This window comes from Nocardia brasiliensis, assembly GCF_011801125.1.
GTDB lineage: Bacteria > Actinomycetota > Actinomycetes > Mycobacteriales > Mycobacteriaceae > Nocardia > Nocardia brasiliensis_C.
On sequence record NZ_CP046171.1, the window covers coordinates 4,931,658 to 4,944,492 of the forward strand.

The 12,835-nt window shown below is 69.0% G+C and carries 10 protein-coding genes; 5 read left to right on the plus strand and 5 right to left on the minus strand.

Annotated features, from left to right (window positions below):
• Nucleotides 1–32: 32 nt before the first annotated feature.
• From F5X71_RS22200 to F5X71_RS22210, 3 genes are all read right to left on the minus strand, one after another.
• The gene (locus F5X71_RS22200) at nt 33–1,352 is read right to left on the minus strand and encodes a dicarboxylate/amino acid:cation symporter (protein WP_167463780.1); all 1,320 of its coding nucleotides are present in this window, start codon (nt 1,350–1,352) and stop codon (nt 33–35) included.
• A gap of 154 nt (nt 1,353–1,506) precedes the next feature.
• Nucleotides 1,507–2,306 (minus strand): IS5 family transposase gene (locus tag F5X71_RS22205; protein WP_167460169.1). Its coding sequence is split into 2 segments (ribosomal slippage): nt 1,507–1,976 and nt 1,976–2,306, totalling 801 coding nucleotides; the frame shifts between segments, so codons are not numbered across the junction.
• 118 nt (nt 2,307–2,424) lie between these two features.
• Nucleotides 2,425–3,942: an MFS transporter gene (locus F5X71_RS22210; protein WP_203218201.1), complete on the minus strand. Its 1,518-nt coding sequence runs from the start codon at nt 3,940–3,942 to the stop codon at nt 2,425–2,427.
• 75 nt (nt 3,943–4,017) lie between these two features.
• Between F5X71_RS22210 and F5X71_RS22215 the strand changes: the two genes are divergently transcribed.
• Both F5X71_RS22215 and proS read left to right on the plus strand, forming a co-directional pair.
• Nucleotides 4,018–4,932, plus strand: coding sequence for a LysR family transcriptional regulator (locus F5X71_RS22215; protein ID WP_167463781.1), 915 nt, complete (start codon nt 4,018–4,020; stop codon nt 4,930–4,932).
• Nucleotides 4,933–4,942: 10 nt separating this feature from the next.
• On the plus strand, nt 4,943–6,382 hold the full coding sequence (proS, locus tag F5X71_RS22220; protein ID WP_167463782.1) for a proline--tRNA ligase: 1,440 nt from the start codon (nt 4,943–4,945) through the stop codon (nt 6,380–6,382).
• A 36-nt stretch (nt 6,383–6,418) separates the two neighbouring features.
• Here proS and F5X71_RS22225 read toward each other — a convergent pair whose 3' ends face one another.
• Nucleotides 6,419–7,321, minus strand: a complete 903-nt coding sequence (locus F5X71_RS22225) for an endonuclease domain-containing protein (RefSeq protein ID WP_167463783.1) — start codon at nt 7,319–7,321, stop codon at nt 6,419–6,421.
• Nucleotides 7,322–8,726: 1,405 nt separating this feature from the next.
• A complete protein-coding gene (locus F5X71_RS22230; RefSeq protein WP_238815393.1) occupies nt 8,727–9,353 on the minus strand; it encodes a LysE family translocator in 627 nt (208 codons plus the stop codon).
• Nucleotides 9,354–9,678: 325 nt separating this feature from the next.
• Between F5X71_RS22230 and F5X71_RS22235 the strand changes: the two genes are divergently transcribed.
• The 3 genes from F5X71_RS22235 (at nt 9,679) to F5X71_RS22245 (ending at nt 12,825) form a co-directional block, all read left to right on the plus strand.
• Nucleotides 9,679–9,888, plus strand: a complete 210-nt coding sequence (locus F5X71_RS22235) for a hypothetical protein (protein ID WP_238816021.1) — start codon at nt 9,679–9,681, stop codon at nt 9,886–9,888.
• A gap of 570 nt (nt 9,889–10,458) precedes the next feature.
• Entirely contained in the window at nt 10,459–11,079 is a 621-nt protein-coding gene (locus F5X71_RS22240; RefSeq protein WP_167463785.1) for a hypothetical protein, read from the plus strand.
• Between the two features lie 183 nt (nt 11,080–11,262).
• Entirely contained in the window at nt 11,263–12,825 is a 1,563-nt protein-coding gene (locus F5X71_RS22245) for an alpha/beta hydrolase (RefSeq protein ID WP_203218202.1), read from the plus strand.
• The last annotated feature ends 10 nt before the right edge of the window (nt 12,826–12,835 follow it).

A 12,835-nucleotide genomic window follows, 5' to 3' on the forward strand; every position in this document is an offset into this window, starting at 1 on the left:
CGCCCGCGGAGACGGCCGAATAGCGCGTCCCGTCAGGCGGCCGCGGGGACGGGCTCCGGGGTGCGCGGGGTGGCGGCGGTGAGTGGGGCGGCCGGTTGGTCGAAGGCCGCTTTGTCGAGGATGCCTTCGCGCTTGGCGACCAGGACCGGGACGACCATCTGGCCCGCGACATTCGTTGCGGTGCGGATCATGTCGAGGATGGGGTCGATGGCCAGCAGCAGGCCCGCGCCTGCCAGCGGGAGGCCGAGGGTGGACAGGGTGAGGGTCAGCATGACGATCGCGCCGGTGAGTCCGGCGGTGGCGGCGGAGCCGACCACCGAGACGAACGCGATCAGCAGGTAGTCGCGCAGGTCGAGGTGGGTGCCGGTGACCTGGGCGACGAAGATCGCGGCCAGGGCCGGGTACACCGCCGCGCAGCCGTCCATCTTGGTGGTCGCGCCGAAAGGCACTGCGAAGGAGGCATATTCGTTGGGGACACCGAGCCGCTCGGTGACCATCCGCTGGGTCAGCGGCATCGTGCCGATCGAGGAACGAGACACGAACGCCAATTCGACGGCGGGCCACGCCTTGGCATAGAACCGCAGCGGGTTGACGCCGCCGACGACGCGCAACAGCACAGGGTACACCACGACGAGCACGATCAAGCAGCCCGCGTAGACCGCGATGGTGAAGGTGGCCAACGGCCGCAGCAGATTCCAGCCGTAGCTGGCGATCGCCTTGCCGATCAGCCCCGCGGTGCCGATCGGAGCGAGCCGGATCACCCACCACAGCGCCTTCTGCACCAGCTCGAGCACCGATTCGGCAAGGGTGAGAAACGGTTTGGCGGCCTCGCCGAGTTTCAGCGCGGCGACACCGAGCACCGCGCCGAGGAAGACCAGTTGCAGCACATTGCCGTTGGTGAACGCGCCGATCACGTTGGTGGGGATGATGCCGGTGAGGAAATCGGTCCAGCCGCCCTTGGACTGTGGCTCCTTGGCCCCGGCCAGCGAAAGGTCGACGCCCTGACCGGGATTGCTGAGCAATCCGAGCACGATGCCGACCGCCACCGCGACCAGGGCGGTGCCCATGAACCACAGCAGGGTGCGGCCCGCCAGCCGCGCCGCGTTCGTGACGTGGCGCAGCCCGGCCACGCTGACCAGCACCGCGGTGAACACCAGCGGCGGCACCGCGAGCTTGAGCAGCTGCACGAAAAAGCTGCCGACCTGAGTCAGGGTGCCGGTGAGCCAGGCGGAGCCGGTCGCGCGGGCCAGCAGGCCCGCGACTATCCCGACTGCGAGACCGAGCAGGATCTGCACGCCGAACGACCAGCGCACCGGATTCAGGGCACGGCTACGCGAACTGGGTGAGGACATGGTGGAACTCCAAGACAATCAAGGGATCTGGTGAGACGGACGCAGGCGTCAGCGACACAACTGCGCGGCCAAGCGGCCCAGATCCACGTGCAGCCTGGCCACCAGGTGCACAACCGTCAGAGAGAGATTCACAACCCATCCAGCCTAAGAGCTCCTATCGGGTTCGATTGCTGAGTCGTCGCCAGCAGATCAGTGCTGCGGCGAGGTCGAGGAATCCGTGGTGGATGTCGGTGCGGCGTTCCCATCGGATGGCCAGTCGCCGGTACTGGTGCAGCAGGGCGAAAGTTTGCTCAACGATCCAGCGCCCGGCGGTGACCTTGTCGCGGGTGCCGCGGCGGGCGATGTAGCCGGTGATATGTCGTTGCCGCAGTTCGGCATACACGCTGGGATAGTCGTATCCCTTGTCGGCGATCAGGGTGGTGATCCGGCGCCGAGGTCGGCCCGCACGCCCACGCAGGGGGCGAACCCGATCGAGCAGTGTGGGCAACATCAGGTGATCGTTGACGTTGGCCGCAGACAACGTCAACGCGAGCGGGAATCCGTTCGCGCAGGTCAGGATGTGGTGCTTGGTCCCGGTCTTGGCGCGGTCGACCGGGCTCGGACCTGTTGCAGCGCCCCTTTTTTCGCCCGCACGTGCGAGCCGTCGACCATGACCCGGTCGAAGTCGATCAGCCTGGCGGCATGGGCGCGGGCGAGCACGGCCTGATGGATCTGCTCGAACACCCCGGCCGCTTGCCAGTCCCGCAACCTGCGCCAACAGGTCATCCCGGACCCGAACCCCAACTCCTGGGGCAGGTCCTCCCATCCGATCCCGGTGATCAGCACGAACAAGATCCCCTGCAGCACCAGACGGGAGTCCATCCGTGGCGGTCCCGGCGCCCCGGTCGGCTTCACCGGGAGTAGCGGTTCGATTACTGCCCACAACTCGTCATCCACGATCCATGGTGCTGCCACAGCGAAACATCCTGCACTGCAACATAACCCAACGCCACTCGAAGGAACCTGTTAGGAGCTCTAAGCGATTCGTCCGACCAATTTTCCCCAGTGCCGCGCAACAGCGTTATGCCATGGGTCACATGTCCGCGTCGGCGCGCGCCCGCCGTGACAGCAGTGACTCGAGCACGACGAGTGCGCCGAGTCCGAGCACGGCCACACCGATCACCCACAACCCGAGATCCGCGCTCGACACGAACGCCGCGACAACGTCGCCGGAGCGCGCGTCCGTGGTCGCGGCGAGCGCCTCGGCCACGGTGTGCGGATCGTGCTCGGCCCGGATGTCCGGCGGCAGCGCGGCGGCGAACCGGGCGGTGAGCACCGTGCCGATGACCGCGACACCGAGCGCGCTGCCGAATTCGCGAGTGGTGGCCTGCAATCCGGCGCCGACGCCGGCCTGCGCGGGCGGGAGCGCACTCGCGATGGCGCCGGACAGGCTCGGCAGCGCCAGCGTCAACCCGATCCCCAGCACCACCAGCCATGCCGCGTAGCAGAGATACGGCGTCCGCGCACCGCTGGTGGACAACCCGAGCAGCCCGCCGCCGATCAGCACGAACGCCGACGCGACGGTGGCGTCGAGCCCGATGCGCGCCACCAGGCCGCCGACGTAACGCGGCCCGAACAGCATCGGGATGGTCAGCGGCACGATCCCCAGTCCGGTCGACAGCACCCCGAATCCCTTGGCGTACTGCAAGAACGACGCGTTGACATAGAATAGCGCGAACATACCGAAGAAGACCGTTGTCATGCCGAGGCAGGCACCGCGCAGTCGAGGCAGCCGAAACAGGCGCGGATCGAGCAGCGGGTGTTCGACTTTCAGCTCGACCACCGTCCAGGCAACGAAAAGCACTGCCGCACAGACGAACCCTGAGATGACCGGGACGCTACCCCACCCCGCCTCCGGCCCTTCAACGATCCCGAGCAGCAGCGCGACCGACGCGCCGACCAGCAGCAGGGTGCCGAGCGGGTCGATCCGGCGCGCGTGCCGCGGCGAGACCGGCGCGATCAGGGCCGAGAGCGCTAGCAGCGCCAGGGTCAGCGGCACGGCCGCGAGGAACAGCCAGCGCCACGATCCGCTCGAAAGGATCGCTCCACCACCGATATTGCCGATCACGCCGCCGAGCCCCGACATCGACGCCCAGGTCGCGATCGTCGCGGCCCTGCGGTCGGCGGGGACTGCGTGCAGCAGGACGGCCAGCGTATTGGGCAGCACGGCGGCGGCGCCGACACCGGTGATCGCGCGCCCGACGAGCAGGACGACCACGGTGGGCGCGCCCGCCGAGACCAGCGCGCCCGCCGCGAACAACCCGAGCCCGGCCAGCAGCACGCCCTTGCGCCCGAACCGATCTCCCGCGGCCCCACCGGGAATCACCAAGCAGGCGAAGAAGATCACATACATATCGACGATCCAGATGAGTGCCGAGGCGGACGGGTGCAGCTCGCCCGCGGCGAGCAGGGGCACGGCCAGATTGGTCGCGGCGATCATCCCGACGACGAGCGCCACGCAGGCGCGCATGACGGCGACCAGGCCGGCTCGCGCGCTCGGCCGAGCGTGCGGCGCGAGCGTCCGGCCGCGGCGCAGAGCATTCGATGACATGATCCGAACGCTAGGTACGCAGGCAGTATGCGTGCCATGCAATCTCGGCAAAAACTTCTTGCCTACGATGCAAACATGCCCCAGCAGCTCGACCTGAATCTCCTGCGCGTGTTCGACGCGCTGCTCCAAGACGGCAGCGTCACCGCCGCCGCTGAGCGCCTGCACCTGTCCATCCCGGCGACCAGCCGGGCACTCGGCCGGTTGCGCAGGGCCATGCAGGACCCGATCCTGGTGCGCGCCGGGCGCGGCTTGGCGCCGACACCGTTCGCGTTGCGCACCGCGCCGCGGGTGCGCTCGCTGCTCGACGAGGCGGCGGCGTTGATCAGCGCCGACCGCGAGATCAGCATCGCGGAACTGGAACGCACCTTCACGATTCGGATCAACGACGGGGTGGCCGCGACGCTGGCGACCACGGCGGTCGAGGCCACCTCGGCGGTGGCGCCCGGGGTGGTGCTGCGCTTCGTCGCGGAGGGCAGCGAGAGCGCAGAGGCGCTGCGTGACGGCTCGGTCGATCTGGACATCGGCGCGAGCGAGGTCGCGGCGCCTGACATCCGCTCGGCCACGCTGTATCGCGAACGGGTGGTCGGCATCGTGCGCACCGACAGCGCGCTCGGCCGCGACGGCGAGCCCACCCTCGCGCAGCTGTGCGAGTATCCGCATGTCTCCGCGTCCCGTCGAGGTCGTCAGCGTGGCCCGCTCGACGACGTGCTCGCCGCGGCGGGCCTGCACCGCCACGTCGCTGCCGTCGTGCCGACCTCGGCGGTGGCCGCGCTGCTGGTCTCGACGAGCGGCTACGTCGGTCTCGTCCCGCAGCGCCTCGCCGAACAGCACGGCCGCGCCCTCGACTTGCGCTGGTTCCCGATCCCGGCTGAACTACCCGACGTCGAGGTGCGTCTGCTGTGGCACGCTCGCCTCGACGCCGACCCCGCTCAGCGCTGGCTCCGCGACACCCTCCGCACCGCCCTCGGCGCTGATATGCGCGCCAACTAATGTCTGGGTCATGTCACGGGACGAGCGCGGGGTAACCGCCCAGAGTGAGGATTTCGCTTCCTGGTACAACGAGGTCGTTTTCAAGGCCGGCCTCGTCGATCGGGGCCCGGCCAAAGGCACCATGGTCATCCGACCGTATGGGTACCGGTTATGGGAGCAACTGCAGGCCGAACTCGACCGCCGCATCAAGGCCACCGGGCACGAGAACGCCTACTTTCCGCTGCTGATCCCCGAAAGCTACCTCAGCCGCGAAGCCGAACACGTCGAAGGCTTTTCGCCGGAATTGGCCGTCGTCACCCACGCGGGCGGTAAGGAACTCGAAGAGCCGCTGGTGGTGCGACCCACCTCGGAAACCATCATCGGCGAGATGATGTCGAAGTGGATCAACTCGCACCGCGATCTGCCGCTGCTGCTCAATCAATGGGCGAACGTGGTGCGTTGGGAGTTGCGGCCGCGAATGTTCCTGCGCACCACCGAATTCCTGTGGCAGGAGGGGCACACCGCGCACGCCGACGAGGACGATGCCCGGCGCGAAACCATGCTCGCCCTCGACATCTACGACGAGGTGGCCCGAGATCTGGCCGCGATGCCGGTGATCGCGGGCGAGAAGACCCCTGGCGAACGTTTCGCGGGCGCGGTCACCACCTACACCATCGAGGGCATGATGCGCGACGGCCGCGCACTCCAGTGCGGCACTTCGCATTACATGGGCACCAATTTCGCGACCGCCTTCGATATCCGCTTCACCGGCGAATCGGGCCGGGAAGAGTTGTGCCACACCACCTCCTGGGGCATGACCACGCGCATGATCGGCGCCATCGTGATGACCCACGGCGACGACAAGGGCCTGGTCTTCCCGCCGCGGCTCGCGCCGTACCAGGTGGTGATCGTGCCGATCACCCGTGGCGGCAACACCGAGGTCGAGGCCGCCGCCGAGGGGTTGGCCACCGCGTTGCGCGAGGCGGGCGTGCGCACCCATGTCGACGCGCGGGCGCAGCTCACCCCGGGGTTCAAGTACAACGAGTGGGAGCTGCGCGGCGTGCCGATCCGGCTCGAGCTCGGCCCGCGCGATCTCGAGGCAGGCACCGCCATGCTGGTGCGGCGGCTCGGCGACGAGGGCAAACAGGCGGTCCCGCTCGACACGCTGCCCGAGGTGCTGCCGCGCATCCTGGACGAGTTCCAGGCGTTCCTGCTCGCCAGGGCCACCGAGTTCCGCGACACCCACACCCGCACCGTCGACAGCTGGGCAGCGTTCACCGAGGCGGTCGCCACCGGCTGGGCACTCGCCCTGCACTGCGGCAACACCGCCTGCGAGGAAGACATCAAGTCCGTCACCGCGGCCACCCCGAGATGCATTCCCGCACAGGCTGACCCGGCCTCCGGCACCTGCGTCCGCTGCGGCTCCCCCGCCGCCTACGGCAAACGAGTGATCTTCGCCCGCGCCTACTGACCTGGACATTCGATCACCAGGTAATGGTGGCGGAGGCTACTCGGCCGATGCCGCCACCATTACCTGGTGATCAGCTGTCCAACCGTGCGCCCCGAGCGCGGCACGGACTCGATCGAGCACCACGTGCGGGCGGTGTCGCAGCAGGGCGGCGTTCACGCGGACCACGCGCCAACCGGAGGCTTCGAGTGTCGCTATGCGGTCGATGTCCTTGGTGCGTTGCCCGGGGTCGGACCAATGCTGAATGCCGTCGTATTCGACCGCGACCCGCCATCGCTCCCAGCCCATGTCGACGCGAGCGATGAATCCACCGCCCCCACCGCGTACCACCAACTGGGTTGTCGGCCTTGGTAATCCGTCATCCAACAGCAGCAGCCGGGTGTGTGATTCCTGCGGCGATTCGGCGCCGCCGTCGATGACCTCGAGCAACGCCGACAGGCGATGCGCGCCGCGCGCGCCGGGATGGGCGGCGGCGACGGCCGCGATCTGCGCGGCCGCCAATCCGGTTGCGGCACAGAGCGCATCGATGACCGGCACGGCTTCCTCCCGCGGCAGGCGACGGCCGAGGTCGAAGGCCGTCCTGGCCGGTGTCGTCACCAGAAACCCCGCCGCCGTGCAGCATTCGGCGGGGCCGAGTTCGACCTGCACCGCACGGATTCCGGCGGGCGCCTTGTAATGTCCGGCCCGTGCGATCTCCGGTGGCTGCCGCGGGTCCAGCCAGCGAGTACCGTGCAGGGCCGCCGCCGAGTACCCGACCAGGATCCCGTCCCCCTTGGCCCAGTGCCCTGCCGCTCGGGCTCGCGTGACAGCGTCGATCGGACATCCCTTGCGCAGGTAGACATCCGGGAGCAGCCGCACGAAGTTGTGCCGGAGTTCCCATCGAGAGACCAGCCCTGCCCGCCGCGCCCAAGACCCGGGAAACGGTTCATCGAGTACCCCCATGCCCGAGCACTATGCCGCCACCCACCGACAAGTTCCCGCTGCGCGACCGTCCCACGCTCTCGCGCGGTCGAACCTGGCGCCACCACCGCGACGCTCGACACCACACCTCGCGTCTGCACGCTGAACTCCGCGGCTGAGCCCGGTCGCACAAGTCCGGCCGGACGCCCGCACGGTTCGGCTCGTCATTTGGCAAGGCGGAGCAGGAGGCCGACATCCGGGGGTTGTACCGGTACGGACGACAACGCCGCCAGACAGAGAGCCGAACCGCGAAGGCGTCGGATGACAGGGCCTAGCCACGCCGAGCAGTCCGGTATCAGCCCGGTCAACGGCTATCGAGCCGGTAAGCCACGAAATCCCCTCAGCCACTTTACATCTCGGACAATCTGTACATCAGCAGGCATCCTCACGACGTCGGGTATCCGATCGGCCACGCGATGCGCGTTCCGGGTGCGCTGAGCAAGGAAGGAACGTAGACAATTGAGGGCGCAATCAGACGACGCCCACCCACCCGGGCACCCCTTGCCGACGATCACATCGAACCGGACCGGCCCCCGCCACTGCCACGTTGCAGCGCGGCACCCAACCTGCACGACTGCACCTGTAGCAACGCGGGTATCGCTGCCACCAACGGCGAACAAAGCCAGCGACGCGGTGCCTCGCCCCCGTCCCGTGGCCATGGCCGCGACGAGCATTGACCACACACACTCCTGGACACTCGATCACCAGGTAATGGTGGCGGAGGCCACTCGGCCGATGCCGCCACCATTACCTGGTGATCAGGTGACCAGGTCAAGAAGGCCCACCATCGTCAAATTGCAGCGCGGCACCCAACCTGCACAAATGCACCTGTAGCAACGCGGGTATCGCTGCCACCAACGGCGAACAGGGCCAGCAACGCGGCGCCACCCTCCGTCGCACCCCGATGGCCGCAACAAGCCGGGCATTGGCCACACACACTCATGGTCGTCTGATCACCAGGTAATGGTGGCGGAGGCCACTCGGGCGATACCGCCACCATCACCTGGTGATCGAGTGCCCAGGTCAGGACCGGCCCGCCACCAGCACGTTGCAGCGCGGCGACCATCCTGCACGAACGCACCTGTGGCACGCGGGTATCGCTGCTGCCAGTGGTGAACAGGCCAGCGGCGCGATGCCTACCCCCGTCGCGCACCGGTGGCACGCGGTGTCGCTGCCACCAACGGTGAACAGAGCCAGCAACGCGGTGCCTGGCCCCCCGTCCCGCGGCCATGGCCGCGACGAGCATCGGCCACGCACCCTCCTGGACACTCGATCACCAGGTAATGGTGGCGGAGGCCACTCGGCCGATGCCGCCACCATTACCTGGTGATCAGGTGACCAGGTGCGGGCTCGGCGTGGCGGGGCGGCGGGGCGGGCTCGGCGGGGATCAGTTGCTCTGCACTGCGATTCGGAGGCCGAAGGCTACTAGGAGGGTGCCCATTACGGTGTCGATGGCGCGGCGGACGCTTTGGCGCGCCAGGACTCCGCGTAGCGCGTCGACGACGTTCGCGATGACGGTGAACCAGGTCAGCGAGACCAGTGCGGCGATGACGCCGAGCGAAATGCTGTCTACGGCAGTCGGTTCGGCGGGCAGGAACTGGGGCAGCAGCGCGATGAAGAACACCGCGACCTTCGGATTGAGCAGGTTGGTCAGCATTCCCTGCCGGAACGCCGCCGCCGCGCTCAACCGATTGTCCAGAACATCGGCGTTCACGTCGTAACCACCGCGCCGGGCCGCCAGCAGCGCCCGCACACCGAGCACCACCAGATACGCCGCCCCGATCAGTTTGACCACGGTGAACGCCACCGCCGACGCGGCGAGCAGCCCGGCGACGCCGAGCGCGCTCACCACCGACCAGCCGAAGACCCCCACGGCTATCCCCGCCGCACACGCCATCCCCGCCCGTCGTCCCGACAGCACCGAACTCCGGGTGACGATCACGAAATCCGGCCCCGGCGACATCGCCGCCACCCAAACCACGCCCCCCAAAGCGAGCGCCTGCGCTGTAGACATCACCCCGCCACCCTAAACGAGCCCCCGCCCGCCGGAACCCGCCAACTACCCGGCTCCATCACCCGCACCCGCGCCCTGCTCGACTGGGCGGCCCCACGCCTCGGCGAACCGCTCACCGCCGAGGATCTGGCCCGCGCAGGCCGGTGTCCGCTACACCCTCGCGCGCCGGATCATCGACCAGCTGGGCACCGGCTCGCCCAGCGCATCACCCGCGCCCTGCTCGAGTAGGCGGCCCGGGGCTCGGTGATCCACTTACCGTCGAAGGGACCTGGCCGCGCGGGCCAGTGTCTCGCCGCACACCCTCGCACGCCGATTCACCGACCAGCTGGGCACCTGCCCCGGGCAGGGGCTGCTCGCCCAGCGCATCAGGTGCGGCCGCGCCCTGCTCGAAATAACCGAGCTCCCAGTGGAATTCGTTGCGCGACGGGTCGGTCTGTCTTCCGCGACCAACCTCCGCCGCCGGTTTCTCCTGCACTCGGCACGACGCCTGGCGCCTACCGTCGAGCCTTTCGTACCGAGGGTTGACCCGCGCTGAACCATCGAGCAGGACAGTCTGGGGCATGCCGCCGGCCCGAGAGGTGATTCGCCTGCGACCCGCCGCCCGAGGCATGTCGTCGACCCGGAGGGCGACCCCAGCGGGCAACCCCAGCGGGCAACCCCAGCGGGCAACCCCAGCGGGCGACCCGGACGAAGCATCTACGGGGGCGCGCTGTCGATACGTCGTCGTCCGCTGCTGGGTGGACCGGTAGGAGGCATGCCTGAAGATGGTGCCGCCTATAACACCAGGGCTTCTGTTTCGTGTTGATCGACGTGCTCAGGATGCTTCTGGCGCACAATGGGCCCAGCCGGGTTTTGGGTCCGGGTGGCCGAGCTGGGAGGTCCTGGGGTGCGGTCGAGGAGCTGGTTCGGGATGCGGGCGGGGGCCGCGGTGGTAGTGCTCGTTGCGCTCTGTGGATGTGGATCCGGGGGCGACGGGGCGGCGAGCAGTTCGCCGCAGGCGCAGCAGCAGCGGGGTACCTCAACGACGCCGGCGCCGCCGAGCGAAGGGGCCGACGCGGGCGAGATCACTTCTGGGGGAAAGACGTACGCGGTCAGGCGGGTGGAGGTGCCCAATGGTGTCGGCACCACCGACATCGCCGCGTCGCTGGAGCTGGTCGGTGGTGACGCGCGGGTGAGCGAGGTGTTCAACCGTGGGGTGCGCACCTACGTCAAGGAGCAGGTCGATCTGGTGAACGGTGGTGACGATCAACGCCAACGCTCCGTCGGCACCGACGGCAAGATCTTCAGTACCGACAGCACCGTCAGCGAGGTAGTGTCGGGCCTCATCGTCTACCGGGACGCGGCGCACCCCAACAAGATTCTGGGCACCATCACCACCGACAGCCGCACCGCGACGCCCGTGCTGATCGGTGACCTGTTCACCGACCCCAGCACCGGCATCGCCGAATTGGCCAGGGCCACCGCGGAAGCGGTCCGCGCGGTGCGCCCTCAGCTGGCCGACGACAAGCCCATCACCGACGCGCTGCGACCGACCGAACGGAATTTCGCGAATTGGGTGCCCACACCCACCGGTGTGCGGATCTATATCGACACCGGCGTCTACCTCTACGGCTATCCCTGCGTAGAAGTGCCCTGGTCGCGGCTGCGCCCGGTGCTCGGCCCGGCCTTGCGCGCGGTCGCCGAGCAGGCACCCGACGCACCGCCGAAGACCTGCGGCGAACACTGAACGAACCCCACTCGGCGCACACGGTACCTATGCCGCGCGGCTTAGTCGACGCGTGCGGATTTCGGTAGCCGGGTAGATGCCCGCGATGCGCCCGGATCCTTAGGTTCAGCAGTGCGCCTGCCGCTCTCGGCAGGTCGTCGCGGCGCGTTGCCGCGACACGACGCTACTGTCTGTGAGGTTTCGATGGGTGTACACAGCCACGTCCGCGTGGCGGCCATGACGGTCTCGATCGCGGTCGCGGCGTTGGCGCCGACGGGTTGCGGCACCGACGCCGAGTCGCCGGTGCGCGGACTGCCGAATGCGTTGTGGGACCGGGTGATCGGCTGGCACGACTGCCGGACCGGACCGGAGGACGAGATCGGCGCGCGGCTGGCGGCGGTCGGTGCGGAATGCGGAGAATTCCAGGCGCCGTTGGATTATGCCGATCCGGGCGGGCCCGCGCTCTCGATCGCGGTGGCGCGCCGCGCCGCCACGGACACCGCGCATCGCCTGGGCACCTTGCTGGTCCAGACCGGCGGCCCCGGCCCGTCCCGGGACGGGGTGGCGATCATGGTGACCGGACCCGAGGGCGGCCATCCCGCCGCGGCGGACCTGGTCGCCCGCTACGACCTGGTCGGCATGGATCCGCGGTTCTTCGGTGCCAGCTCACCGCTCGACTGTGGTTGGCCCACCGGCGATTACCTCACGCTCGCGCAGGCGGCGCCGCGCGCACGCGCCGACTTCGACCGCACCGTCCAGGCCGCGCGCGACCTCGCCGCACGCTGCGAACCGCAGCGGGCACTGCTCCCGCACGCGTCGACGCGGGCCGTCGCGCGCGACACCGATCTGCTGCGCGAGCTTCTGGGCGAGCCGAAGATCTCCTACCTCGGCTGGTCCTGGGGCACATATCTGGGCGCGGTGTACCTGAGTTCATTCAGCGAGCGGGTCGACCGGATCGTGCTGGACAGCGCGCTGGATCCGAGCGCGCCCGGCCCGGACCTGACCAGGACCACGGCCACGGCTACGGCGGCGGCCCTGCGGGACTGGGCGCGCTGGGTGTCCGCGCGCGACAATGAATTCGGCTTCGGCAGCACCGCGGACGCGGTGCTGGACTCCGTGACGGAGCTGGTCCGCGCGATCGCCGAGCGGCCGATCTCGCTCGGCGGGTTGACGATCACCGCCGACCTGGTGCCCGGCCTGCTGCTGACCGTCGACGATTCCGACGAGTACTACACCGAGTTCGCCAGGCAGGTGGGCACATTGCGCGACGCGTCGCTTGGGCGTACCCCAGACCTCGCGCCGGGCCTCGCGCAAAAGCTCGCGCTGTACACCGAACCCAGCTCCGTGGCCGAATTCGGTTTCAGCGCAACGGTGGCCAACCAATGCGCCGACCGCCCCGCCCGTGACGTGGAGTCCTACTTCACCGATATCCAGCGACATCGCGACCAGGAACCGCTGTTCGGCGCGCTGGCCAGACACCTCACCCCGTGCGCGGTATGGCCGGCGGGCCCAGCCGAGCCCGCCGTCGAGGTAGCGAGCCCACATCCGGCGCTGCTCGTCGGCGCGTCCGGTGACCCGGTCGCACCCGAGACCGGGCAGCGGGCGCTGCGCCGGGCACTGCCGGGCGCCCGATCGGTCACGCTGGCGAACGCGTTCCGCCACGGCGTATACCTGTTCGACCCCGCGCCGTGCGTCGACGCGGCGGTGACGGGCTATCTGCTCGACGGCACCCTCCCCGCCACCGACACGGTGTGCGAACGAGACTGAGCCAGAACAG